Annotated in this window: 18 protein-coding genes; 9 read left to right on the top strand and 9 right to left on the bottom strand. The window is 61.4% G+C overall.

The window, feature by feature from the left end:
* Positions 1-152: 152 nt before the first annotated feature.
* From AUC43_RS21165 to AUC43_RS20720, 5 genes are all read right to left on the bottom strand, one after another.
* Positions 153-2,102 carry a DUF3857 domain-containing protein gene (locus AUC43_RS21165; RefSeq protein WP_082684809.1) on the bottom strand — a complete coding sequence of 650 codons (1,950 nt, stop codon included), beginning with the start codon at positions 2,100-2,102 and terminating at the stop codon, positions 153-155.
* Positions 2,103-2,379: 277 nt separating this feature from the next.
* Positions 2,380-4,428, bottom strand: coding sequence for a DUF3857 domain-containing protein (locus tag AUC43_RS00140; protein ID WP_068188190.1), 2,049 nt, complete (start codon positions 4,426-4,428; stop codon positions 2,380-2,382).
* A gap of 117 nt (positions 4,429-4,545) precedes the next feature.
* Positions 4,546-6,609 (bottom strand): DUF3857 domain-containing protein, encoded by a 2,064-nt coding sequence (locus AUC43_RS00135; protein WP_068188188.1) that lies wholly within the window; start codon positions 6,607-6,609, stop codon positions 4,546-4,548.
* Between the two features lie 105 nt (positions 6,610-6,714).
* Positions 6,715-7,950 carry an MFS transporter gene (locus AUC43_RS00130; protein WP_082684808.1) on the bottom strand — a complete coding sequence of 412 codons (1,236 nt, stop codon included), beginning with the start codon at positions 7,948-7,950 and terminating at the stop codon, positions 6,715-6,717.
* 134 nt (positions 7,951-8,084) lie between these two features.
* Positions 8,085-8,732 (bottom strand): hypothetical protein, encoded by a 648-nt coding sequence (locus tag AUC43_RS20720; RefSeq protein ID WP_157780856.1) that lies wholly within the window; start codon positions 8,730-8,732, stop codon positions 8,085-8,087.
* A gap of 119 nt (positions 8,733-8,851) precedes the next feature.
* On the opposite strand from AUC43_RS20720, the gene AUC43_RS00125 reads away from it, so the two are divergent.
* The 3 genes from AUC43_RS00125 (at position 8,852) to AUC43_RS00115 (ending at position 12,147) form a co-directional block, all read left to right on the top strand.
* On the top strand, positions 8,852-10,738 hold the full coding sequence (locus tag AUC43_RS00125; protein ID WP_068188183.1) for an ABC transporter ATP-binding protein: 1,887 nt from the start codon (positions 8,852-8,854) through the stop codon (positions 10,736-10,738).
* A gap of 59 nt (positions 10,739-10,797) precedes the next feature.
* Positions 10,798-11,409: a DUF4136 domain-containing protein gene (locus tag AUC43_RS00120; protein WP_068188179.1), complete on the top strand. Its 612-nt coding sequence runs from the start codon at positions 10,798-10,800 to the stop codon at positions 11,407-11,409.
* Between the two features lie 117 nt (positions 11,410-11,526).
* On the top strand, positions 11,527-12,147 hold the full coding sequence (locus tag AUC43_RS00115) for a DUF4136 domain-containing protein (protein ID WP_082684807.1): 621 nt from the start codon (positions 11,527-11,529) through the stop codon (positions 12,145-12,147).
* 304 nt (positions 12,148-12,451) lie between these two features.
* Here the strand turns inward: AUC43_RS00115 and AUC43_RS00110 are convergent, their stop codons facing one another.
* On the bottom strand, positions 12,452-13,441 hold the full coding sequence (locus AUC43_RS00110) for an XdhC family protein (RefSeq protein ID WP_071885774.1): 990 nt from the start codon (positions 13,439-13,441) through the stop codon (positions 12,452-12,454).
* 254 nt (positions 13,442-13,695) lie between these two features.
* Complete coding sequence (locus tag AUC43_RS00105; RefSeq protein WP_199243483.1) at positions 13,696-15,111, bottom strand: urate hydroxylase PuuD; 1,416 nt, start codon at positions 15,109-15,111, stop codon at positions 13,696-13,698.
* A 278-nt stretch (positions 15,112-15,389) separates the two neighbouring features.
* Between AUC43_RS00105 and allB the strand changes: the two genes are divergently transcribed.
* The 6 genes from allB (at position 15,390) to AUC43_RS00075 (ending at position 21,456) form a co-directional block, all read left to right on the top strand.
* Entirely contained in the window at positions 15,390-16,727 is a 1,338-nt protein-coding gene (gene allB, locus AUC43_RS00100) for an allantoinase AllB (RefSeq protein WP_068188164.1), read from the top strand.
* A gap of 4 nt (positions 16,728-16,731) precedes the next feature.
* On the top strand, positions 16,732-17,991 hold the full coding sequence (locus tag AUC43_RS00095; RefSeq protein ID WP_068188162.1) for an allantoate amidohydrolase: 1,260 nt from the start codon (positions 16,732-16,734) through the stop codon (positions 17,989-17,991).
* A gap of 141 nt (positions 17,992-18,132) precedes the next feature.
* Positions 18,133-18,879 (top strand): (S)-ureidoglycine aminohydrolase, encoded by a 747-nt coding sequence (allE, locus tag AUC43_RS00090; protein ID WP_068188154.1) that lies wholly within the window; start codon positions 18,133-18,135, stop codon positions 18,877-18,879.
* Between the two features lie 133 nt (positions 18,880-19,012).
* Positions 19,013-19,522: a 2-oxo-4-hydroxy-4-carboxy-5-ureidoimidazoline decarboxylase gene (gene uraD / locus AUC43_RS00085; RefSeq protein ID WP_068188152.1), complete on the top strand. Its 510-nt coding sequence runs from the start codon at positions 19,013-19,015 to the stop codon at positions 19,520-19,522.
* The gene (gene uraH / locus AUC43_RS00080; RefSeq protein WP_068188150.1) at positions 19,519-19,857 is read left to right on the top strand and encodes a hydroxyisourate hydrolase; all 339 of its coding nucleotides are present in this window, start codon (positions 19,519-19,521) and stop codon (positions 19,855-19,857) included. The genes uraD and uraH overlap by 4 nt, the downstream gene beginning before the upstream one ends.
* Positions 19,858-20,016: 159 nt before the next feature.
* The gene (locus AUC43_RS00075; RefSeq protein WP_068188148.1) at positions 20,017-21,456 is read left to right on the top strand and encodes a DUF6986 family protein; all 1,440 of its coding nucleotides are present in this window, start codon (positions 20,017-20,019) and stop codon (positions 21,454-21,456) included.
* A 90-nt stretch (positions 21,457-21,546) separates the two neighbouring features.
* Here AUC43_RS00075 and AUC43_RS00070 read toward each other — a convergent pair whose 3' ends face one another.
* Both AUC43_RS00070 and AUC43_RS00065 read right to left on the bottom strand, forming a co-directional pair.
* The gene (locus AUC43_RS00070) at positions 21,547-22,002 is read right to left on the bottom strand and encodes a hypothetical protein (RefSeq protein WP_071885773.1); all 456 of its coding nucleotides are present in this window, start codon (positions 22,000-22,002) and stop codon (positions 21,547-21,549) included.
* Between the two features lie 171 nt (positions 22,003-22,173).
* Positions 22,174-24,504 (bottom strand): xanthine dehydrogenase molybdopterin binding subunit, encoded by a 2,331-nt coding sequence (locus tag AUC43_RS00065; RefSeq protein ID WP_068197963.1) that lies wholly within the window; start codon positions 24,502-24,504, stop codon positions 22,174-22,176.
* Positions 24,505-24,633: the final 129 nt, after the last annotated feature.

Below are 24,633 nucleotides of genomic sequence, written 5' to 3'. Positions count from 1 at the left end.
TTCAGAAAAAAGAACGTCATGCTGAGCTTGTCGAAGCATCTCTACCGCAGGAGTAATCTAAGCGAAAGAATTAGTTGCACGGTAGAGATGCTTCGACGAGCTCAGCATGACGTTCTGGGTTTTGACGTTCTTGTTTATGCCTTACTGCTATTTCAGCTCTCCGTTTTCAGCAGCACAATTTGGGCTTTGTCGGCAAGGCTGATTTTGCGGCGGAAGTCCAGATAGCCGGTGTAGGCGGTACGGGGCATTTGGGCGCGTTTCAGCTCAAGCCGACGGATGTACTGCACCGTGCCATCGAGCAGGGCCTGGTATTGGCTGGCGTAGGTGCCGTAGGCGGTACTGAACTGCACGGGCGAGGGCAGAGTTTCGGGCCGGAAGCCGGGCGGCAGGTGCAGGCGCACGGTATCGGCCTGCAAGCTGGCGTGGGGCAGCCACACGGCGGCCTGGCGCTCGCCTACCTGCGCCGGCAGGGCGGGCAGGCGGCTCAGCAGGTTAGGGGTCACAAACACGCGCTTGCCGCTGGGCATGGCAAAGCCCGGCAGCGTGAGCCCCAGGGTTTCGACTACGCCCGGCGTGGGGCCGGGGGCGGTGGCCGCCAGGTTGAATTTGGTGAGGGTGAAGGTGGGCAGCTTGAGCCGGTCGGTTACGTACTTTTTCTGCTCCACGGGACCCAACTCGTGCAGCAGCTGGGCGTAGAGGTCCTGCTCCTGGCCAGTGCGCAGGGTGCGGGCCGTGGCGGTGGCCCCGCCCACGGCATCCAGGTACAGGTCGATGCGGCGTTCGCGGCGGTTTTCGGCGGTGCCGTAGCGGGGCGTGGCCACCAGCTGCCCGCCCTGGGGCGTGAGCAGCAGTGCGTGGCGGTTGCCGGTGAAGCTGCCCATGTAGCCAAAGGCATCCGTTTGGCTGGTGCATTCCAGCCACAGGGTGTCGGGGCGGCCTGCTTTGGTCATGGGAACGCACACAATGGCGTGGTTGAACTGCGAGCTGGGAAAGTCGGCGCGCAGGTCGGGGTGTTCGGCGCCAGCGCCTACCAGCGCCACGTAGGCGGGCACGCCAGCAGCGGCCAGCAGGGCCTTGGTGTAGTTGCTCAGGGCTTTGCAGTCGCCGTAGCCGTTGCTGGCCACGGAGCTAGCGGGGAAGGTTTGCCAGCCGCCCAGGCCCAGCTGCACCGAGATGTAGCGGGTGCTGCCTTGCAGCATTTCGTACACCCGCTGGGCCCGGGTGCGGGCATCGGGGGCGTCTTTTACCAGGGCGGCTACCTTGGCCAGCGTGGCGGGTGGGAGCACATCGCGGCCGGCGTTGAGCTCATAGTTCCACTGGCCAAAGCTTTGCCAACTGGCCGCGGTGCCTTTGTGGCCTTGGACTTCGAAGGTGCTGGGGGCCAGCACTACCCTGGGCGTGGTACAGTACAGCGGCGGGGCGGCTTCCTCGTCTTCGGCGGCTGGCAGGTTGGCTAGCTTCCACTCGTAGATGTCCTGGTTGCTTGCGGTGGTGTGGGCCACGGCGGTGCCTGCTGGCAGCTCCCGCTCCTGGTAGCGCAACGGCAGGGCAGCGGGCGTGGTTACACGGAACGTAGCGTTTTGCACGGCCAGGCCTTCCTCTTCCTGGGGCTGCCAGTCGGGATAAAATAAGGTGTTGTCGGATACGATTTCGTATTCGAATTCAACGGTGTAGGGCGTCTGGGGCTGGCGCAGGTCGGCGTAGCGCACGCGGATATCGGTCATGAAGCTGCCGCCGGCGTCGCCCATGCCCTGGTCGTGGATTTCGGCGGCCCGCAGTTGGTGCAGCAGGCGGCCATCGGCATCATACACCGCCCCGCGCAGGTAGCTCAGGGAGTTGAGGGCGTCGTAGCTCACCGTTTGGCGGCCAAAGTCGTCGCCAGCAGGGTCCAGCACGGTTATCACCCGGTGCACGGTGTGCACCAGCCGCCCAGCCGATTTTACGGTCACTACCTCGTCGTCGGCCCGCAGCACGGCGTGCGCACCCTCCTGCAGCGTTGCCGGAATATCCGCCACGGCGTATTTAGGCACCGGAGCTGCAGGGTGTAAGGATAGAAAGCTGCTCAGGGGCAGTGCAGCAAGGAAGGGTAGCAGTGCTTTCACGAAATGATGGGGAATGAGGTAGCGGATAATCGGGTAGGATGTTGGGCTGGATTGACTGTGGCAGGTAGAACGGTCAGGCCGGGCGCAGCGAGCATCCTTACCACGCCTCTTGTCATGCTGAGCCTGCGAAGCATCTTATCAGGTCAGCATGGTTCGTTCGACGGGGATAAGATGCTTCGCTGCGCTCTGCATGACAGGCGATTGGATTACTTGCGCGGTAAAGATGCTTCGCTGCGCTCTGCATCACAACCTAACATCCTGACGATTTCAGCTCAACCTATGCCTTCTTTTTAATCACCAGTTTCTCGCCTTGCTTTTGCAGCATGAGGCGGTAGAACTCGCGGAGCTGGGCGTATTCTGCGGCGGCGTAGGCGGGCTTGCGCAGGCTCAGGCGGCCGGTGAGCTGCACCGTATTTGGGGTAGTAGTGGCAACGCTGTAGAGGAAACGGCCCCCGCCGTCGGGGAGGTCCAGTACGGCGGACTTGGGCATTTCGGCCAGCTCGTAGCCCGTGGGCAGCGTGAGGGTCACCATGGTGGTTTCGTCCTGTGCGGCGCCAAAGTCCACGGGAAACAGGCGGTCGTCGTGGCGGAAGGGGTTTTGCTCGCTGCTAAACTCCCGGAGCGGGCTCAGGTAGAAGGTGCCGGCGGTGGCGTTGTCGTCGGCGGGCTGCGTGAATTCGTAGTCCAGGGCCAGGGGCTTGGCCACGTTTTCGCGCTGGCCCACCGTGAGCTTGGGCACGGTCCAGGTGCTGTGCTGGGTGGTTAGCTCGGCCAGGTATTTTTTCTCGCCCAGGGTGGCCATGTGCTTGCGGGCGGCCACGCCGGCGTAGCCGCCGTGCTCCTGGTGCACTTTGCCGGTCAGGCCGCCTTGCGCGTCCATGGTGAGCTGCACTTGCTGGTAGCGCACGTGGCGCTGGGCGGGCGACAGGTCGACCCAGCGGCCGTCTTCGGGCTTCTTCGTTATCAGGCGGCCCAGGTGGTTGAGGCAGCGCTCGGGCAGCACGCCGGCGGGCAGCAGCGGCTCGGTGGCGTCCAGGAGCAGGTCTTTGCCATCGGCCAGCGGCACCAGGGCCACCACGTAGTTAAACTTGTCGAGCAGCGCCAGGGCCTCGTTTACGCGGCCGTGGCTGCGGGTGCTCAGCAGCAGGGGCTGGGCCGGAATGCCAGCATCGCGCAGGCCGGCAATGAGCAGCAGGTTCACGTCGGCCGCGCTGCCCAGGTGGGCGTCGTAGGCTTTGCGCAGCGAGCCATCGGTAGAGTAGCGGTTGGTGCCGTCGTAGCGAATGCCGCTCATCACCACCTCGCGCACGGCGGCGGCGCGTTCCGCCACGTCGGGGTATTGGGTGGCCAGGGCCTGCATCTGGGGCTTCAGGAAATTGCCGCGGTCGAGCTGCAAGCCAAAGTTCTCATCGCTCAGGAGCTCCGAGTTAATCTTGTCCCAGGTGGCAGCTACGTTTTGGTAGGCCTGCCCGGGAAACTGCTCGCCCGCCAGCTGGAAGTTGATGCGGTCGACGTAGTCCTCGGAAGTGGTCATGAACGGCTCGTTGCGAAACGCCGGCACGTTCTTCATGGCCCAGTTGTAGTTGGTCACGCGGGCCGTCACGGTTTCGTTGCTGGCGGCTTCGCGGGTGGTGCCAAAGCCGCTGCCGGAAAAGCCGCCCGCCGTGTGCACCGTAAACTGCGTCATGTTGTCCGTCTTTGTCTGCACTTCCAGGGGGTGGTAGCCCTGCATCAGCATTTTGTAGTGGAAATACTCGGGAATGGTGGCCCGAAACTCGCTCCAGCGCGTGGGGATGTCGCGCTGAAAGGTCCAGTCCTGGAAGTTGAAAAAGAAGTCCGACGTCACGATGTAGGCGTACTCAATCACGGCGCCCTCGCGCACATCGGGCAGCGTAAACTTGCGCACCCGCACGTTTTTGGTGCGGTCTTCGGTAAAGACGTTGCTGCTTTCCAGCTTGCTTTTTTGCACCTGCCCGTTTACCAGGTTGTAGGTGAAGCCGCGCAGGCCCGTGATTTTTTCTTCGCTGCTGTTGCGGTGGAAAAGCGGCACCTGCACCGTGGCCACCTCGTAGCCCGCTTTCTTCAGGATTTTGATGCGCGTAATCCGCTCCGATACCAGCTGGAAGTCGTTGTTGATGTACTGAATGGTGGTGGTGCCGTAGTCGCACAGCACCACGGCCGCGGCGGCGCTATCGCCCACAAAGGGCGCGGCCGTCAGGTCTTTCGGGTCGGGCTTGCCGAATTTGATGGGTTCGGGCTGGGCCTGCGCCGCGAAAGCACTCAGCAGGGCGGCCAGGGTAAGGGACGAGCGTAGGGGTAGCTTCATGCAAAGAGGAAATAAGGCAGGAAAAGTAATAAGGCGGGAGTCCGAAATTGAGCTGATTGTATTGGGGGTCAACGAATAATCCGGGCAGGCCGGGAGCTGGGATTGCCGGAAGTTGAGCTAACCGTTGGCTTTCTTCTTTATGATGAGTTTTTCGGCCTGCTTTTCCAGCAGCAGGCGGTACAGCTCGCGCAGGTTGGCGTAGTCTTCGGCCGCATACACGGGGTTGGCCAGGATGAGGCGGGTGGTGAGCTGCACGCGCCCGGGCATGGCGGCGCTCACGGCGTAATAGAACTTGCCGCCGTTGTCGGGCAGGTTCACATTGGCGGGCTTGGGCACCTCGGCCAGCTCATAGCCCGCGGGCAGGGCCAGGTTGATGACCACTAGCTCTTCCTGCGCGGCCCCAAAGTCGACGGCGAAGGACCGCTGCTCGTGCCGAAACGGGTTTTGGCTGGTTCCAAACTCGCTCAGCGGGCTCAGGTAGAGGGGGCCGCCATCGGGCTTCTCGGTGCTGGGCTGGCTGAAGGTGTAGTCCAGGGCCAGGGGTTTGTCCACGTCGTCGGCGTGGGTTACGGCGAGCTTGGGCATGGCCCAGGCCTCGTGCCGCTGCTGCAGCCCGGCCAGGTACTTCTTCTCGCCCAGGGCGGTGAGCTGGGCGCGGGCGTCGGCGGCCGCGTAGCCGCCATGCTCCTCGTGCACGTTGCCGGTGAGGCCACCATCGGCGTCCAGCGTCAGGTTTACCTGCTGGTAGTGCACGTGGCGCTGGGCCGGGGTGAGGTCCACCCAGCGGCTGTCGTTCGGGAACTTGGTGATGAGGCGGCCCACGCGGTTGAGGCAGCGCTCGGGGAGCATGCCGCAGGGCAGCTGCGCATCGGTGGCGTCTACCAGCAGGTCTTTGCCGGCGGCCAGGGGCACCAGGGCCACCACGTAGTTGAACCGCTCGAGCAGCGGAATTTCCTTGTTGACGCGGCCGTGGTCGCGGGTGCTGAGCAGCAGCGGGTGGGCCGGCACGCCGGCTTCCTGCAGCGCGGCCAGCAGGAGCAGGTTCACATCGGCCGACGAGCCGCGGTGGGCGTCCAGGGCCTTGCGCAGGGGCTCCCGGGCATAGTAGCGGTCGGTGCCGTCGTAGCGCATGGCGGCCAGCACCAGCTGGCGCACGGCGGCGGCGCAGGCCGCTACGTCGGGGTATTGGGCTGCGAGGCCCTGCAATTGGGCTTTCAGCGCCCCGGCCTGGCCGAGGCGGCCGCCAAAGTCCTCGTCGGCCAGCAGCCGGGCGTTGATTTTGTCCCAGGTGCCGGTCAGGTCCTGGTAGGGCTGCTCGGGCCACTGCTCGCCGGTGAGCTCAAAGTCCAGCCGGGCCACGTAGTCCTGCGCGGTAGTCATGTACGGCTCGGCGCGAAAGGCCGGTACATTTTTGAGCACCCACTGGTGGTCCTCGGTGGAGGCCGTTACGGAGAGGGTGCCATTGGTCAGCCCGGCGCTGAGGCCGTCCCCTACTTTGTTGTCGAGCATCAGGGTGGTCTGGCCCACGCTCATCAGGTTCACATCGGGCGTGCGGTTGCCCTGGTAGAGGATGTTGTACTTGTAGAAAGTGGGGATGCTGGAGCGGTACTCGCTGTAGCGCACCGGAATATCGCGCTGAAACGTCCAGTCCTGGAAGTTGAACAGGAAATCGGAGCTGAGGGTGTAGGCGTATTCCAGCACGGCGCCTTCCTGCACATTGGGAAGCGTAAATTTCTGCACGTTCACGTTGGGCGTGCGCTTTTCGACGAAGGCGCCGCCGGGCTCCAGCTTGGTTTTTACCACCACGCCGTTCACCAGGTTGTAGGTAAAGCCGCGCAGGTTGGAAATCTTTTCCTGGTCGCCTTCGCGGTGGTAGAGCGGGATTTCGACGCTGGCCTCGTCGTAGCCCGACTTCTTCAGGATTTTGATGCGCGTGACCCGCTCAAATACTATTTCGAGGCCGCTGCGCTTGCCCCGCAGGCGCGAGCGGCCAAAATCGCACAGCACCACGGCCCCGGCCGCGCTGTCGGCGGCGAAGGGAGCGGCCGTGAGGTCGGCCTTGTCTATCTGGCCAAATTTAATGGGCTCCGGCTGGGCCTGAGCGGCCACTGCGGTTAAAAAACAGCCCAACAGCACCGGCAGTGCCTGCCGCAGCCGGCCAGGCAGTAGAGTAGTGTGCATCAACAATAAAGAATGGGGTAGACAATCTTCGAAACCCTAAAAGTAGGAGGTCCGAATGAAAGCTCACCTATTCTTCATCATTATTTTATGCAAATATTTAATATCTCACACCACCGCTTCGGGCGAGGGCTCGGGGGCTGGCTCTGGCACGCCCACGGCGGCCATGGGGCCGGTCGACTTCACGGTGAATAAGTACGCCACGGCCAGCAGCACGCACAGCAGGCTCAGGGCGTGTACGTAGGGCAGGCGGCCGGCCCGGTTGGAGAATATCCAGCCGGCGAGCAGGGCACCCAGCCCAATTCCGATTTCCAGGGCGATGTACATGGTGGCCACGCCCCGGCCGCGGCGCTCGGGGTGGCTCAGGTCGATGGTCCAGGCGTAGAGCGTGGGCGAGTTGAGCCCGGTGCCGATGCCGAACACCACGGCCCCCGCCAGAAACACCGGCACCGACGGCGACCATACCAGCAGCACCAGCCCCGCCGCCAGGATGCCCGCCGATATGCGCAGCACCGGCACGCGCCCGTGGGTATCGGAGGCCTTGCCCGCCACCAGCCGGATGCTCAGCGAGGCCACCGTGTAGCAGATGTAGAACAAGCCCTTGGTGGAGCCGGTGAGGCCCAGCAGCCGGCTTTGGTCGGGGATGACGGTGAGCACGGCGCCGTAGGGAAACAGGCACAGCGCCGTGACGATGGCCGGCGCCAGCACGCGGGGCTCCAGCACCTCCTCCCACTTCAGCTTGAGCAACCGCAGGCTAAAGCGCCGCCGCTGGGCCAGGGGCAGGGTTTCGGTGAGGGTGCCCTGCACCAGCAGCGAGAGCAGCGCCGCGCCGCTGGAGCAGTAAAACATGGTGTTCAGGGAGAAGTGCTGGGCCACCCAGGAGCCAAACGCCGGCCCAAACGCCATGCCCAACGCCCCCGTGACGCCGAGCAGGCCCATGGCCTCGCCGCGCCGCTCCATGGGCACAATGTCGGCGATGAAGGCGGCCGTGCCCGTGGGCTTAAACCCGGTGCTGAAGCCGTGCAGCAGCCGCAGCGTGAGAAACCCCGTAACCGTGAGGGCCCAGGGATAGAAAAACCCGCACACAAAGCACACCAGCGAGCCAAACACCATCACGGGGATGCGCCCCACGGTATCGGCGAGCTTGCCCGAAAAAGGCCGCGACAGGGCCGCCGTGACCGTAAACAAGGCAATGATGTAGCCCTTGTACTCGCCGCCGCCCAGCCGCGAAAGGTGGTCGGGCAGCTCCGGCAGCAGCAAATTGAAGCTCAGGAAAAACAGAAACGACGACAAGCACATCAGCCAGAAGCCGATGGAGTAGGGGCGGGAAGCAGGAGTGGCCATGGGTGCCGCAAAGGTCGGGCACAGGTGACGAAGCTGCTATCGGCTCATGGTGCTGCGGTTTGCGCGGCTGTTTCGGAGTTGCACTCCGAACTCGAGGCTGCTGCGGAGTTGTACTCCGAAACAGCATGGGGTATTTAGCAATTGGTGAGTAAAGTATCTAATTGCTCATCAAAAGTGCTGAGAACCTCATGAGCAATCTGTCTAGCAAGCAATAACTCGTATTTGCCCTCATATGGCACTCCTGCCGGAGCGACTACTAAAAGCCCTGACAACGCATCAAATCGTATTCCGCTACCTTGAAGCTTTGCTAAATCCCCGTAGTCACCATCCAGTTTGGTATCAACATGGGCACCTCCATCTTGGTCTGCTAAGGACATAATAATATCTCTTCGGCTTACAGAAAGTTCATGATTCTGCATTATAGTCTGGTCCCACCATTGTGCAAATGGAAGTTGTAATTGGGGTCTTCCTAAATGAGGTTTGCAGTGCACGTGTCCTTCTGAAGTAGATAATTCAAATGAATAAAATCTGTTCGTGACACTTTTATCTATTTCTCTTGTAACTGAGTGATAAAGTAGCCTTTCCTTCAAGTCTAGCCTTGTAAGTAACGCAACTGACCTGCTTCTGTTTCTACCGTCAAACAAGAGAATTCTAAGCGCTAACGCCAGCCTTTTTCCCTCCACAACAGCACCATTGTCATATGCTTGGCAAGACATCTTTAGAAAATTAATCTGGTCAGCCAAATCAGCTTTGAAGTCATCTGTTGTTTTAGAGTAGGGCATTTTGTGCTGCTGAAAACTAAAATTTAAGGCTGGGCATTCGCAATCTAGGCCTTGGGAGCGGATTCATGCCAAAACGGCTGCTCTCACCTACAGGCCCCAACCTTGCCACCGCCCATCCAATGTTTGAATTCCTGAAATCCATTTCTGCCAAGAACCCCAACGGCTCCCGCGGGGGCGGCGACAAGCCGCCCGTGAGCGTGCGCGAGCGGGTATCGGCGCTGCGCAACCTGCCGGCGTTTCTCAAGCTCATCTGGCAAACCAGCCCCGCGCTGGCGCTCTCCAATATGGTGCTGCGCCTGCTGCGGGCGGGCCTGCCGCTGGCCATGCTCTATGTGGGCCAGCTCATTCTCGATGCGGTGGTGCACCTTACCCGCCTGCCCGCCCCCGAGCGGGTGCTGACGCCCGTGCTCGAGCTGGTGGCGCTGGAGTTTGGCCTGGTGCTGCTCACCGATGCCCTGGGCCGCGGCGTGGCCCTGCTCGATTCGCTGCTCGGCGACTTGTTTGCCAACCAGTCGTCCATTCGCCTTATGGCCCACGCCGCCGAGCTCGACTTGGACCAGTTCGAGGACAGCACCTTCTACGACAAGCTGGAGCGTGCCCGCCGCCAAACCCTCTCGCGCACCGTGCTCATGAGCCAGGTGCTCTCGCAGGGCCAGGACCTGGTCACGCTGGTGCTGCTGGCCGGGGGGCTGGTGGCCTTCCAGCCGTGGCTGCTGGTGCTGCTGCTGCTGGCCGTGGTGCCGGCCTTCCTTGGCGAGTCGCACTTCAACGAGCGTAGCTACTCCCTCTCGCACTCCTGGACGCCCGAGCGCCGCGAGCTCGACTACCTCCGCCAGACCGGCGCCTCCGACGAAACGGCCAAGGAAGTGAAGATTTTCGGGCTCTCCGACTTCCTCATCAACCGCTTCCGCGAGCTGTCCGACGACTTCTACCGCCAAAACAAAAGCCTCGTGCTGCGCCGCGCCGCCTGGGGCACGCTCTTCGCGGCCGTGGGCGCGGCCGGCTACTACGGCGCCTATGTCTACATCCTGGCCCGCGCCGTGGCCGGGCAGATTTCCCTGGGCCAGCTCACGTTCCTGGCCGGGTCGTTTGCGCGCCTGCGTGGGCTGCTCGAAGGCATCCTGAGCCGCTTTAGCTCCGTGGCCGATGGGGCCTTGTACTTGCAGGACTTTTTCGACTTCTTTGCACTGCGGCCCCGCATTGTGCGGCAGGAAGTTAAAGGCGAAACCGCTCGGTCGTTCCCGCGCCCCATCCGGGAGGGCTTCCAGTTTGAAAACGTCGGGTTCCAGTACAAGAATGGTACAAAATGGGCCATTCGTAACCTTTCATTTAAGCTGGAAGCTGGCGAAAAGCTAGCGCTGGTGGGCGAAAACGGCGCTGGCAAGACCACGCTGGTCAAGCTCCTGGCCCGGTTGTACGACCCCACCGAGGGCCGCATCCTGCTTGACGGCCACGACCTGCGCGAGTACGACCCCGCCGAGCTGCGCCAGGAAATCGGCGTCATCTTCCAGGACTTTGTGCGCTTCCAGCTGCCGGCCGGCCAAAACCTGGCCGTGGGCCGCATCGAAGAGCGCCAAAACCAGCCCCGCATCGAAACCGCCGCCCAGCAAAGCCTGGCCGATACCGTGATTGCGAAGCTGCCCGGGGGCTACGACCAGATGATAGGCCGCCGCTTCAACGGCGGCGTGGATTTGAGCGGTGGCGAGTGGCAGAAAATTGCCCTGGGCCGGGCCTACATGCGCGACGCTCAGTTGCTCATCCTCGACGAGCCCACCGCCGCCCTCGACGCCCGCGCCGAGCACGAAGTTTTTCAGCGCTTTGCAGAATTAACCAAGGGCAAGACGGCCGTGCTTATCAGCCACCGGTTCAGCACGGTACGCATGGCCGACCGCATCCTGGTGATTGAAAACGGCCAATTTGTGGAAATCGGCTCGCACGAAACGCTGCTCGCCAAGGGCGGGCGCTATGCCGAGCTTTTTGCGCTGCAGGCCGCCGGCTACCGATAGGCTTTGATTATCAGGGCGGTTTGTGTAACTTGGTTCGTAGCAAATGTGCCCTGCTACCTATGACCAATTCTTTACGCATTCTCTTGACCCTTAGCCTCGGTGCGGGCCTCAGCAGCTGCATTACCATGCAGGAAGCCCGAATTGAATCAGACTATAGCTACAGCGGCAATTTTCGCCGATATCGCACCTACGATTTTGTGCACTCCTACGGGCCTCTGAGCGACACCAGCCGCCTGGGGCTGGTGCTGCGCGACGCCATTCAGCAGCGCCTGCAGCAGCAGGGCTACCGGGCCGCGGCCAAACGGCCCGATTTGCTCGTCAACTACCACATTTTTGAAGGCGCCGTGAACCTGCGCGGCTACAACCAGGAAGAGCTGGAGCGCTGGGTGGCCCAGCACGAAGGCGAAGCCGACGACACCCCCGAGCAAAGCCGCCAAACCTACGACCCGGTGCGCCGCCTGCTCACCGACGGCACCCTGATGGTGACCCTGGTAGACGCCCGCTCGCAGCGGGCCATCTGGAACGGCTACGCCTCCGGCGTGGACGTGCCCGACAACGCCCGGGCCGAAACCGTGCTGCGCCGCTCCGTGCGCTCCATTTTCGACCGGTATCGCATTCTGGCCAAAGGCTACCTCCTATCGCCCAACGCCGCCGAAACCGGCGGCCACTAGCCCCGGTACCCGGAAAAGAGGGTGACCCAGTTGCCGGCAATTCACGGCCCGGCAGTACGTGTTCCGCGTTGTCATTTCGCACTTGCAAAGCCTGCTCACCCGTCAATTCCCACTGCTATGTTACGTATTATCAATGCTCTGTCTCTTATCGGTCTCGTGGCGGCTTTGGCGGCCTGCATGACCACCCGCGAAGCCAAGGTTGACTCCGACTACAGCTACCGCGGCAATTTCCGCCACTACCGCACCTATGATTTTGTGACCGGCACCGGCCTCACCGCCGACACCAGCCGCCTGGGCACGTCGGTGCGCGAAGCCATCCAGCAGCGCCTCCAGGCCCAGGGCTACCGCCTGGCCCGCCGCCGCCCCGATATGCTGGTCAACTTCCGCGTGTACCAGGGCGACATGAACTTCCACGGCTTTGCGCAGGAAGACCTCACCCAGTGGATCAAGCGCAACATTGAGGAAACCGACGACACCCCCAAGGAAGAGCGCCAAGGCTACCAGCCCGTGCGCCTGCTGCTGGCCGAAGGCACGCTGCTCCTCACCCTCATCGACGTGAAAACCAACCGCGCCGTCTGGAACGGCTACGCCTCCGGCGTGAGCGTGCCCGAAGGTCCCATGGGCGAAATCGTGCTGCGCCGCTCCGTCCGCTCCATCCTCGACCGCTACCGGGTATTTACTGAGGAATTCGCTAATGGCTCTCTGCCCCGCACGGAGTCCGGAGAATCGGGCCGGTAAGGGTTGGGGAGGTAGGGGTAACGGGGGGCCTCTGGCGGGACAACCTCACCCCCGGCCCCTCTCCATAAGAGAGGGGAGCCACGGCGGTAATTCATTGAGAAAGCCCCAGCTCAATTTTGAGCTGGGGCTTTCTGTTTTTAGAAGTTGAGCTAAAGCTTGCGCCGCCGTGGCTCCCCTCTCTTATGGAGAAAGGCCGGGGGTGAGGTTCTCCCGCCAGAGCCTCCACCGCGATTTGTATAGCAGCCGACTTGTATAGCAGCCGACCGTCAGCACCGCACGCAGCCCCAGCCACCTTCTAAACCTCTTACCGATGCCGCACCTGAATCAGCTCGGCCACAATGCTAATGGCAATTTCTTCCGGTGTCTGGCTATTGATAGCCACCCCAATTGGCCCACGAAGCCGGGCAATTTCTTCAACCGAGAATCCCTCTTCCTGCAGACCCCGGCGCAATTCAACAACCTTCGCCACGCTGCCCATCACGCCGAGGTAGCGGTAGGGGAGATTAAGGAGCTGGCGCAGCACAAGGGCATCGGTGCGGTAGCCCACGGTCATTACCACCACGTACTGGTGCGGGCCCGGGGGTATTTCAGCCGCCACGTTGTCGTAGCTGATGACGCGCCGATGGTGGGCTGATTCATTGGCCGCCAGGGTAGGCAAATCGGTGCGGTCGTCCAGTACGGTCAGTTCAAAATCGAGCAGTGCCAAGGCTTTCGACAAAGCCAGACTCACGTGCCCACCGCCTACAATGGTGACGTGGTCGCGAAAGCCCAGCTGCTCGCGGTAGCGCCACCCCGGCCCCGGCTGGTACTCGTAAAACGCCGCGCTGACAGGATGAGGCGCCGAGCCATTGGCAGCCTCCGCCAGCAGCTGTAGCCCCGAATCGATGCTTAGCGAAAGTTGGCCCCAGGTGCCCCCGAGTAGCGCCTTTTCAATGGCCGCTACCACCGATAGGTCGGCAGCTGCCAGGGGCCAGAGCAGCACTTCCTGCTCGCCCGAGCACATCATGCCCGAGCGGTCGGCCGGGGCTTCGCGGCGGTGAATCTGAGGCCGCAGCACGGGGGTGAAGTCGCCGGTGTGCAGCCGCTGCCGGGCCAGCTCAATAAACTTGTGCTCCATGATGCCCCCGCCAATGGAGCCAGCCGTTTCGGCCGCCGTTACGCTCATCTTGAAGCCTTGGCGGCCGGGACTGCTGCCCGCGCTGCTCACCACGCAAAGCAGCGCCACGGGCACGCCCGCCCGCAAGCTGGCAGCAGCCAGCGCCCAAACAGGCAAGTCGCGCGGGGAAGCAGGCATACGCTTCGCTTAATGAAGAATGAGGAATGAAGGATGAGGAATGGGCGGACCACTCCCCTCCTTGGTAAGGAGGGGACGCTCAACTGCCAAATTGAGCTGGGGTGGTTGAATCGTTGCACGATGGGCGAACGATTCATCGTCGAGTCGTGCGGACGCCATTGTTCGGGTGTCGTGCAACGATTCAACCACCCCCGTCCGAGCCATTGGCTCGAACATCCCCTCCTTAGCTAAAGAGGGGAGTTGGTTGTTCTGGTTTACTTATTCAGCGCGCCTTGCTCTATCCAGCACCGGATGAGGTCGCGTTCTTCCTGGGTAATCTGGGTTTTGTTGTTCTGGGGCATGGTCTTGGTCACCACCACGCGCTGCATGATTTTGTCTTTCAGGCGAATAATGTCTTCAGGTGTGTCATAAACGACGCCGTTGGGCGGCGACTTGAACACGTCGTCGGTAGGCTTGGCAGAGTGGCACTGCACGCAGCGCTTCTGCACAATAAGGTTTACCTGGCTGATGCCCACTTCCTGGGTGCAGCTGGCGGCGGCGCTGCCGCTGTTCTGGGCGGGCGGGGCCGTCACGAACACCACTCCCAGCAGCAGGGCCACGGCGGCGGGCAGCACCCACACGCTGGTGTCGGTCTGGTGCTTTTCACGCAGGTTGAGCCAGTGCTTTACGCCCGCCGTGCCCAGCGTGATGGCCGCCAGAATAGCCCAGGGGTAGGAGTGCCCAAAGGTGCTGGGGAAGTGGTTGCTCACCATCACAAACAGCACGGGCAGCGTGAAGTAGTTGTTGTGCAGCGAGCGGGCCAGGGCGTTTTTGCCCAGCTGAGGGTCGAGCGGAGTGCCTTCCGTGGCGGCCTTCACCATGGCCTTCTGGGCCGGGATGATGGTGAAGAAAACGTTGCCCACCATGAGCGTGCCCAGCATGGCCCCGAAGTGGATGTAGGCTGCCCGGGCACTGAATACCTCCGCGTAGAAATAGGCAAACGCCGTGGCGATGATGAAGCCAATGACCTTGAACCAGGGGCTGCGCACCAGCGCCGTGCGGCAGAGCCCGTCATAGATCAGCCACGCCACCACAAACGAAGCCACGCCGATGCCCACGCCCGCCAGCGGCGAAATGTCGAGCACCCGCGGGTCAATCAGCATGGAGCTGGCATTGAAGTAGTACACCACAAACAGCAGGCTGAAGCCCGACAGCCAGGTGAAATACGCCTCGTACTTAAACCAGTGCAGGCTTTTGGGAATGACTTTGGGCGCCGACTTATACTTCTCAAGGTAATAGAACCCACCGCCGTGCACGGCCCAGAGGTTGCCGGCCAGTTCTTCGCGCACGTTGTCGGTACGGTTCAGGGCGTTCTCGAGGAACACGAAGTAGAACGAGGCCCCAATCCAGGCAATGCCGAAGGTGATGTGCATGAGGCGCACCACAATGTTGAGCCATTCCATGATGTGGCCGGCCCATGGCGTGTCGCGCACCAACACGTAGCAAATGCCCACGGCCGCCACCACGGCCAGCAGGATAAGCGCATAAGAATAGCCCTCCAGCGTGAAGCCGCTCTCGCCCACCACGCCGCCATCAGGCCGCGTCTTGGCCACCCGCTGCAACGCGAAAATGACGCCCAGCAGCATCAGGAAGGCTATTATTAAAGCAAACAGGGTAACGTATTGAATCATAGTTAAGCAGTAGGAGAGGGCGGTTTTTAGACCGTCATAGATATTTAGCTCGTCATGCTGAGCTTGCCGAAGCATCTCGCGTGTGGCAGTAATCAAATCAATCGGCTGTCATGCTGACGCAGGAAGCATCTTATCGCCGAGGAACGAGTCGTCCGGTCGTGATAAGATGCTTCGCTGCGCTCTGCATGACGGACAATTGCCAGCGGACGACGTTCTTCCGCCCTCGCAATTAATTGAGCCGATAAAAAGTCCTCAATTTAGCGCCAAACTTCGCCTTCATGCCAAACCTTGCCTTGCGCAGCCAACGGGTCGTCACGCCCGAAGGCGTCCGCGCCGCCACCATCCTTATTGAAAACGGTCTTATTGCCTCTCTGCTGCCCCACGACGCTGAGGTAGCCGATGCCACGCTCGTCGACGTGGGCCGCCGCGCCATCCTGCCGGGTGTCATCGACCCGCACGTGCACATCAACGAGCCGGGCCGCACGGATTGGGAAGGCTTCGATACGGCCACGAAAGCCGCCCTGGCCGGTGGCCTCACCACCCTGGTCGACATGCCGCTGAACTCGGCGCCGGTCACGACTTCGGTGGCGAATCTGGAGATAAAGCGGGCGGCCACCATAGGCCAGCTGCACACCAACGTCGGTTTCTGGGGAGGGGTAGTACCCGGCAACGCCGATGAAATTGAGCCGTTGATTGCGGCCGGCGTATTGGGCTTCAAGGCCTTTCTGACGCACTCGGGCATCGACGATTTTCCGAATGCCACGGAGGACGATTTGCGCCGGGTAATGCCGATACTAGCCAGGCACAATTTGCCGCTGCTGGTGCACTGCGAGCTGTCGGTGGAAGACGATGCCTGGAAGCAGAACGACCACCGCTCGTACCCGAACTACCTGGCCTCGCGGCCCAAGGAGTGGGAGGATGAGGCCGTGGCGATGATGATTCGCCTGTGCGAAGAATTCCGCTGCCCCGTGCACATCGTGCACCTGTCGTCGGCCAATTCCATTGCGCCCATTGCCGCCGCCAAGGCCCGGGGCTTGCCGCTCACAGTAGAAACCGGCCAGCACTATCTGTATTTCAACGCCGAGGATATTGCCGATGGCCAGACGCAGTTCAAGTGCGCACCGCCCATCCGCGAAAAGGCCAACAACGACCAGCTCTGGGCCGCGCTGCAGGCGGGCATCATCGACTTTGTAGCCACCGACCACTCGCCCGCGCCGCCCGATTTGAAGCAGCTCGAAAGCGGCGATTTCACCACGGCCTGGGGCGGCATTGCCTCGCTGCAGCTGGCCCTGCCCGTGCTCTGGACGGCCGCCCGCCAGCGCGGCGCCACGCTCTCCCACCTGACGCGCTGGCTCAGCGAAAACCCGGCTCAACTCATCGGCCAGAGCCATAAAAAAGGCCAAATTGCCGTGGGCTACGATGCTGATTTAATCGTGCTCAGCCCCGAAAAATCCTTCGTGGTGCAGGAGGAAATGATTCAGCACAAACACAAAGTGTCGCCTTACATTTGCCAGGAGTTGTGGGGTGTAGTGGAGCAGACTTTTCTGAAGGGAAAGCAAGTGTATGAGCACCCCACGTTCACCCACCTCAACCAAGGCGAACTTCTAACCCGGTAGCTGGATGCAGCAGGAATACACAGCGCGCGCTGAGCAAATTATGCAGCGCATTCACGAATTGGCGGCCATCAGCGAAGACGAGCCCGGCGTGACGCGCACCTTCGGCACGCCGGCTTTTTTGGAAGGCCGCGACCTGGTGCAAAGCTGGATGGAGGCCGCCGGCCTGCTCACCCGCGTCGATGGCATCGGCAACCTTCGCGCGCGTCTGGAAAGCCAGAACCCCGACGCGAAAACCTTCGTGCTGGCCTCGCACATCGACACGGTGGTAAATGCCGGCAAGTTCGACGGCCCGCTGGGCGTGCTCACGGGGCTCGATTTGCTGGAGCAGCTCATCTCCCAGCGCGCCGACTTGCCGTTTCATATTGAGCTGATTGCCTTTAGCGACGAAGAAGGCGTGCGCTTTCACACCACGTACCTGGGCAGCGAGGTCGTGACCGGGGCCTTCGACCACGCCATGCTGGCCCGGCGCGATGAGAACGGCGTGACCCTCGACCAAGCCCTGGAAATTATGGGCGGCGACGCCTCTCAGCTTGCGCTCGATGCCATTCCGGCCGCCGAATGGCTGGGGTACTTTGAGATGCACATCGAGCAGGGCCCCGTGCTCTGGGAGCGCAACGTGCCGGTGGCGCTGGTCACGGCCATTGCCGGGCAGCAGCGCGTGGAGCTGACTTTTCGGGGAATGGCCGGCCACGCCGGCACCGTGCCCATGAACATGCGCCAGGATGCCCTGTGCGCCGCCGCCGAGTTTGTGCTCACCGCTGAGCAGTTCGCCCAAGCCCACGGCCAGGGACTCGTGGCCACGGTAGGCAAGCTGAGCATCAGCAATTCGGCTAGCAACGTCATTCCCGGCGAGGTAACCTGCACCCTCGACCTGCGCAGCGACAACCAGGCGCAGCTGGCCGACGCCTACAAAGCCCTGCTCAACTTCGCCGAAGGCCTCGCCGCCCAGCGTAACGTGGAGTTAGTATGGAAGCTAGTGCAGCAAACCGCCCCCGTGGCCTGCAGCCAGCCCCTGAACGACCTGCTAATCCAGGCCATCGCCGAGTCCGGCTACGAAACCATTTCACTGGTGAGCGGCGCCGGCCACGACGCCGTGCCCGTATCGGCCGTGGCGCCGGCCACTATGATGTTTATCCGCTGCTACAAAGGCATCAGCCACAACCCGTTGGAAAACGTGGAGCTGGCGGACCTGGCCGCCGCCATCGCCGTAGCCGAGCGGTTTATTCATCAATTAAGAATGAAGCACGAGAGAACGTCCTGCTGAGCGTAGCCGAAGCATCTCGCGTGCTTCAACTAACTCAATCGAATGGATTACTACACCACGCGAGATGCTTCGGCTGCGCTCAGCATGACGTTCTCTCATTCCTGATTCCTCATTCTTCCCTCCTCATTCCTCATTCAAAACATGGAAATGTCGGCCCTGACCCGCTCGGTTGTCAAGCGTAACCACGCCATCATCGCCCCCGATGGTTACATCAACAGCAACGTGCCCGGCTGGACCGGCTGCACCGTGAACGTCATCATCAATGAGCAAATGGGTGCCCGCCTCTGCCAAACCTTGATTACGCTCACCGACGCCGGCCGTCTGGTGGGCGAGACCAAGGATTCGCAGGTTTTCTTCTACGTGGTGCAAGGCCAGTGCCACGTGGCCGTGGGCGGCGAAAGCCGCACCCTCACCGTGGGGCAGTACGTGTACATCCCCGTAGGCCAAGCCTACGAGTTCAGCCAGCCCGAAGCCGGCACGCAACTGCTCACCTTCCACAAGGTGTACGAGCCGCTGGAAGGCCACACCACGCCGGCCATCTTCTGGGGCGAGCGGGACCACAGCAAAGCGCCCGTGTACATGAACGACGAGGCCCTGCGCATTCAGGAACTGCTGCCCAACGAGCTGGGCTTCGACATGGCCGTGAACATCTTCACCTACGGCATCGGCGGGAACCTGCCCATGGTGGAAACGCACATCATGGAGCACGGCCTGATGTACCTCGAAGGCCAGGCCATCTACATGCTCGACCAATGCTGGTACCCAGTGAAAAAAGGTGATTCCATCTGGATGGCGCCCTACTGCCAGCAGTGGGCCACCGCCATGGGCCAGGAGCCCTCGGTATACATCTACTACAAGAACGTCAACCGCTTCCCGACGGTGATGTAATTAGCGTTTCTCAATAAAACGGTCATGCTGAGCGCAGTCGAAGCATCTCGCCCGCATCGTTGCACGATGGAGTTACTACCACACGCGAGATGCTTCGGCTGCGCTCAGCATGACGGGCTTTTTTATTTGCTGAATGACTATAAACGAACTCAACAACCTTCCCAAGATGGCCCTCGCTGAAGCGCTGCAGAAATGCTGCGGCTCCACAGCATGGGTGGAAAATATGGTTGCCATATTCCCCATCGCCGACGCTGAAACCTTGATGGACCAGGCCAATACGCAGTGGAATAAGTTAAGCGAAGCCGACTGGCGCGAAGCCTTCACGCACCACCCCAAAATAGGCGGCGATGTAGCGGCCCTGCGCGAAAAATTTGCTAGCACCAGTACGTGGGCCGAAGGCGAACAAGCCGCAGTGAAACAAGCTTCGCAAGAAACACTGGAAGCTTTAGCGGCTGGCAACACCGAATACGAGAAGCAATTCGGCTACATCTTTATTGTCTGCGCCACGGGGAAATCGGCGGAAGAAATGCTGGCTTTGCTGCAAGCGCGCTTGTCGAATAAACCCGAAGATGAAATATTAATTGCTGCTAGCGAGCAAAATAAAATTACCCGCCTGCGCCTCGAGAAACTATTAGCCGCATGAGCCAAATCACCACCCATATTCTCGACACCACCAAGGGAAAACCGGCTGCGGGCGTGACCATTGCGCTGCTGCAGCAAGCTGGTGATAACTGGCAGGAAATTGCACGCGGCGTGACAAACTCTGACGGCCGAATTGCGGATTTATTGCCCAATTCAGCTCAATTAGAATTGGGCGTTTATAAAATGAAATTCTACACCAAAGAATATTTCGAGCAGGACGAAACGGCTAATTTTTATCCGCTGGTAGAAATAATATTTGACGTAGCCACCACCGAACATTACCACGTGCCGTTGCTGCTGAATCCCTTCGGCTACGCCACCTACCGCGGCTCTTGATAAAACGTCATGCCGAGCGCAGCCGAGGCATCTCGCTCGCTTCGTTGCAACGGCATGGATTACTGCGGCGCGCGAGATGCCTCGACTGCGCTCGGCATGACGTTCAGATTAACCTCGCCTGACAAACGACAACGAATAACTGACAACTACATTCCCACTATGAAACTAAGCTTACCAGAATCCGACAAAGCCGCCCTGCTCGATGAGTTGGGTGTGGCCAACCTGCACTTCCAGCAAACCTATCCCGGCGATAAGCCCGACCGCCAGCCCGTGCACACCGTGTACGGCGGCGCCAACCTTTTCAAGGCCGATACCTGCGTGCGCATGGGCGACATCGCCCTCAACAACCTGCAGACCTACGCACCCAATTTCGTGGAGCTGGCCCGCGTGCTGCAGCTCCAGAACCACGAGCACCTGCCCACGCTGGCCGCCGACATCGCCGACCTAACCGCCCGCCTCGACGCCATGACGCCCGAGGAGCGCAAGCAGGAGCCGGGCTGGCTGGCGTACTCGGTCTACAACAAAATTGTGCAGAAGCTGCAGCGTGAGCCCGTGGAAGACTTCCGCGTGGATTTTGAAGATGGTTTTGGCAACCGCCCCGATGCCGAGGAGGACGGAACCGCCGTGCGTGCCGCCAAGGAAGTAGCCAAAGGCATGCAGCAGGGCACGCTTTCGCCCTTCATCGGCATTCGCATCAAGCCCTTCACCGAGGACATGAAGGCCCGCGGCGTGCGCACGCTCGATATTTTCCTGACCACGCTGCTAGCTGAAACCGGCGGCAAGCTGCCCGACAACTTCGTGGTGATGCTGCCAAAAGTCACCATCCCAGAGCAGATGACCACGATGGTGCGCCTGTTTGAGCTGCTGGAAAAGGCCAACGGCCTCGCGCCCGGCACCCTCAAAATGGAGACCATGGTGGAGGCCACGCAAATCATCATGGATGAAGAGGGCCGCAACCCGCTCATGCGCATCATCCGGGCCAGCGAGGGTCGCTGCATTGCCGCCCACTTCGGCACCTACGACTACACGGCCTCGTGCGGCATCACGGCCAAGTACCAGACCATGGCGCACCCGGTGTGCGACTTTGCCCACCACATGACTAAGGTGGCGCTGGGCGGCACCGGCATATTCCTCTCCGACGGTGCCACCAACGTGATGCCCATCGGCCCGCACCGCGGCGATAACCTGAGCTACGCCCAGCTGCGCGAAAACCAGGAATCGGTACACAACGCCTGGCGCCAGGCCTACCACCACACCACGCACTCGCTCATCAACGGCATGTACCAGGGCTGGGACCTGAACCCCGCCCAGCTGCCCATGCGCTACGCCGCCACCTACAACTTCTTTTTGAGCAGCTACGACGACGCCGTGCTTCGCTTGAAAACCTTCGTGGAGCGTGCCGCCATTTCCACCCTCACCGGCGACATTTTCGACGACGCCGCCACCGGCCAGGGCCTGCTCAACTTCTTCCTGAAAGCGCTCAATTGCGGCGCCATTTCGGAGGAAGAAATCGAAGCCACGGGCCTGACGCGCGAGGAAATCAACACCCGCTCGTTCTTCCGCATCCTGGAAGGCCGCCGCAAGCAGGCGGTGAGCTAAAAATCTGGCGGCGCACGCAAAGCCCCCGCTACCCTGGTTCCTACTGAGCGGGAGCCAGGGCAGCGGGGGCTATTTGCCCAGGTAAGGAAGCTAGAAGCGGGATTGCACTACTGTGTACTGCTTTTGCGGGCGGGCGAGGCTTTCGGTGAAGAGCTTGTAATATTCGGCAGCCTTGGCCTTGTCGTACACCTTGCCCAGTATAGCCAGCATGTCGTAGCTCTGGCCGCGCTGCACGGGGTCCATGATGAACAGGTAGGGGTAGGTGCCGTCGGCATCGGGCCGGTAGGCATTGAGCACCCGCGTCTGGCGGAAAGTACGCTGGTCGGCTGCACCCAGCTTGGACGACAAGGGCCAGAAAATTTCGTTTACAAACCGTTCGTACTGAGTCCGCTTGTCGGGCTTCACCGAGTTGACGATGACCCAGACGGTGTCGCCGCCAACGGCCAGCGCCCTGGCAGGGGTTGCTTTTTGGGCGGCGGCCTGTGGCGACAGTCCAAGACTTAGCGCCGCAATGGTGCCAACAGCGAGAAAGTGGGAAAGCTTCATGCAAAAAAAAGTAAAAGGTGGAATGGACCCGCTCTCTAGGCCCCCAAACGAAGCCTGACAGCGGGTCCAAACATATATAATACGTTTTATAAATACAATATATTATGCAAAAAAAGTATTTAAAAGTTCTACTTTAAGGTGCCTACGGGTACCACCTGTGCCGGTACAGGGTTAGTGCGGTATAGACTCCCCCTCTCTGGGGAGAGAGGCTACCCTGGAGGTGTCCCATGAGGTTTCACGGGGCTGCACAAACTCAGGATACAAGCTCATCAGCACCTTTTCCGGCGTCATAGGGGCCGAGAAGGGCAGGGCGGTGTGGGGCTGGAAAGCCCGCACGGCATCGCGCAGGGCGAAGTAGGTGCCAATGCCATACATGAGCGGCGGCTCGCCCACGGCCTTGGAGCGCAGAATGGCCTTGGGGTGGCCGGGCGTGTCGAGGAAGTGCACGTCGAGCACTTTGGGCGCGGCGTAGATATCCGGGATTTTGTAGCTGTTGAGCGAGTTACTGAGCAGGCGGCCTTCTTCGTTGTAGGCAATTTCTTCCATCGTCATCCAGCCGATGCCTTGCATGGCGCCGCCTTCAATCTGGCCGCGGTCGATGAAGTGGTTGAAGCTCTGGCCGAAATCGTGGGCGATGCGCAGGGCATCCACCGTGTAAGTGCCGCGCAGGCAGTCGACGGTGACAGTGGTGAAAGCCGTGCCGTAGACGTGGTAGGCGAAGGGGTGGCCCGTGTTGGTGGTGGCGTCGAAATGCAGGTCGGGCGTGGCGTAATGGGCGTTTTCGGTAAGGGCCACGCGCTTCCAGAAGGCCGAGGATACCAGCTTGTCCCAGTTGGTCTCGGCCGGGATGCCGGCGGCCAGAACTTCCTCATCGCGGATTTCCAGGCCCTCATAATTGAGCGTGTACTCGGTGCAGGCGTGGCGCAGCAGCCGCTCGCGCAGGGCGGCACAGGCCATTTCGGTGGCTTTGCCGTTGAGGTCGGCGGTAGCGCTGGCGGCGCTGGGGGAGGTGTTGGCCACGCGGGTGGTGTTGGTGGTTTCGATTTTGATGCGGTTAATCGAAATGCCCAGCGTGCGGGCCGCCACCTGCGCGATTTTGGTGTTCACGCCCTGGCCCATTTCCACCGCGCCGGTGCTAATGCCCACCGAGCCATCGGAGTAGATGTGCACCAGGGCGCGCGTTTGGTTCATGGGCGTTTTGGTGAACGAGATGCCAAAGCAAATCGGCATCACGGCCAAGCCTTTCTTGAACAGCTTGTTTTCCAGGTTGAATTGGTCCACGTCTTTGCGCAGGGCGCACAGGTTGTAAAGCCTAGCCGCGGTGTCCCAGGCCTGTTCGGCGTGGCACATTTCGGCCGGCTGCCGGTAAGAAAAGAGGTCGTTTTCGCGCAGCAGGTTTTGGCGCTGAATTCTAGCCGCCGACACGCCCAATTCCTCCGCCGCTTTGGCAATGGCCGACTCAATCACGAACATGCCCTGCGGCCCGCCAAAGCCCCGGAAGGCCGTGTTGGGCGGCAAGTTGGTGCGGCAGCTGAAGGCCGTGGCCGTCACGTTGGGTACGAAATACGCGTTGGTGGCGTGGAACAGCGTGCGCTCCATTACGGCCGGGGAGAGGTCGGCAGCCGCGCCGGCATTTTGGAAGAACGTGACTTCGTAGGCCACGATTTTCAGGTTTTCATCCAGCCCAATTTTGAAGTCGGATGAGTAAGGATGGCGCTTGCCGGTCATGCGCATGTCAGCCATGCGGTCGAGCACCAGCTTCACTGGCTTTTTAGTGCAAAACGCGCCCAGCGCCGCCAGTGCGCCCCACGGCGTGGCCTGGTCTTCCTTGCCCCCAAAGCCGCCGCCCAGGCGCGTTACGTCCACTTCTACCTGGTGCATGCCCAGGCCCAGCACATGCGCGGTGTGGCGCTGCACGGCTGTGGGGCCTTGGGTAGAAGAGATGATGCGCACGCCGCCCATCTCGGTCGGGAAAGCATAAGCCCCCTGCGTTTCGATGTACAGATGCTCCTGCCCGCCGCTCTCGGCCACGCCCTCAAACACGTGCGCACACGAAGCCCAAGTAGCGGCCGAATCGCCGATTTTGAAGGTGCGCGGCGGCACAATCAGCTCGCCTTGGGCGGCGGCCACGCGCGGGTCGGTGATGATGGGCAGCAACTCAATTTCGGCCTTGATGAGCTTAAGTGCGGCGTGGGCCTGGTGCTCAGTGCGGGCCAGCACCAGGGCCACCGGCTGGCCCCGAAAGTGCACGTGGCCTTCGGCCAGGAGCGGTTCATCGGGCACGATGCCGCCAATCTGATTATAGCCCGGAATGTCCTCGGCCGTGAGGATGCGCACCACGCCCGGCGCGGCCAGAGCAGCACTCAAATCCAGGGCCAGCAGCTTGCCATGAGCCAGCGGGCTCTCAAATACGGCGGCGTACAGCGTGCCCTGCTGGGTGGGGACGTCGTCGAGGTACTGTGATTCGCCGCGCACGTGGCGCTGTGGGTCGAGGTGATTCATGGGATTCTGAGGCTGAAATGGCCCAAACTTGAACGTCATGCTGAGCGCAGCCGAAGCATCTCGCCTGCATCGTTGAACGATTGATTTAGTGACAGCACGCGAGATGCTTCGGCTGCGCTCAGCATGACG

Origin of the sequence: Hymenobacter sedentarius (assembly GCF_001507645.1) — a bacterium.
Classification (GTDB): Bacteria; Bacteroidota; Bacteroidia; order Cytophagales; family Hymenobacteraceae; genus Hymenobacter; species Hymenobacter sedentarius.
Note: the sequence above shows the minus strand (reverse complement) of the source record. Positions and strands in the feature narration are given on the sequence as shown.

What these genes read in the sequence shown, in the direction of transcription:
- AUC43_RS00140 (WP_068188190.1), bottom strand. Translation starts at nt 4,428, where the DNA reads ATGAAGCTACCCCTACGCTCGTCCCTTACCCTGGCCGCCCTGCTGAGT.
- AUC43_RS00135 (WP_068188188.1), bottom strand. Translation starts at nt 6,609, where the DNA reads ATGCACACTACTCTACTGCCTGGCCGGCTGCGGCAGGCACTGCCGGTG.
- AUC43_RS00130 (WP_082684808.1), bottom strand. Translation starts at nt 7,950, where the DNA reads ATGGCCACTCCTGCTTCCCGCCCCTACTCCATCGGCTTCTGGCTGATG.
- AUC43_RS20720 (WP_157780856.1), bottom strand. Translation starts at nt 8,732, where the DNA reads ATGCCCTACTCTAAAACAACAGATGACTTCAAAGCTGATTTGGCTGAC.
- AUC43_RS00125 (WP_068188183.1), top strand. Translation starts at nt 8,852, where the DNA reads ATGTTTGAATTCCTGAAATCCATTTCTGCCAAGAACCCCAACGGCTCC.
- AUC43_RS00120 (WP_068188179.1), top strand. Translation starts at nt 10,798, where the DNA reads ATGACCAATTCTTTACGCATTCTCTTGACCCTTAGCCTCGGTGCGGGC.
- AUC43_RS00115 (WP_082684807.1), top strand. Translation starts at nt 11,527, where the DNA reads ATGTTACGTATTATCAATGCTCTGTCTCTTATCGGTCTCGTGGCGGCT.
- AUC43_RS00110 (WP_071885774.1), bottom strand. Translation starts at nt 13,441, where the DNA reads ATGCCTGCTTCCCCGCGCGACTTGCCTGTTTGGGCGCTGGCTGCTGCC.
- AUC43_RS00105 (WP_199243483.1), bottom strand. Translation starts at nt 15,111, where the DNA reads ATGATTCAATACGTTACCCTGTTTGCTTTAATAATAGCCTTCCTGATG.
- allB (WP_068188164.1), top strand. Translation starts at nt 15,390, where the DNA reads ATGCCAAACCTTGCCTTGCGCAGCCAACGGGTCGTCACGCCCGAAGGC.
- AUC43_RS00095 (WP_068188162.1), top strand. Translation starts at nt 16,732, where the DNA reads ATGCAGCAGGAATACACAGCGCGCGCTGAGCAAATTATGCAGCGCATT.
- allE (WP_068188154.1), top strand. Translation starts at nt 18,133, where the DNA reads ATGGAAATGTCGGCCCTGACCCGCTCGGTTGTCAAGCGTAACCACGCC.
- uraD (WP_068188152.1), top strand. Translation starts at nt 19,013, where the DNA reads ATGACTATAAACGAACTCAACAACCTTCCCAAGATGGCCCTCGCTGAA.
- uraH (WP_068188150.1), top strand. Translation starts at nt 19,519, where the DNA reads ATGAGCCAAATCACCACCCATATTCTCGACACCACCAAGGGAAAACCG.
- AUC43_RS00075 (WP_068188148.1), top strand. Translation starts at nt 20,017, where the DNA reads ATGAAACTAAGCTTACCAGAATCCGACAAAGCCGCCCTGCTCGATGAG.
- AUC43_RS00070 (WP_071885773.1), bottom strand. Translation starts at nt 22,002, where the DNA reads ATGAAGCTTTCCCACTTTCTCGCTGTTGGCACCATTGCGGCGCTAAGT.
- AUC43_RS00065 (WP_068197963.1), bottom strand. Translation starts at nt 24,504, where the DNA reads ATGAATCACCTCGACCCACAGCGCCACGTGCGCGGCGAATCACAGTAC.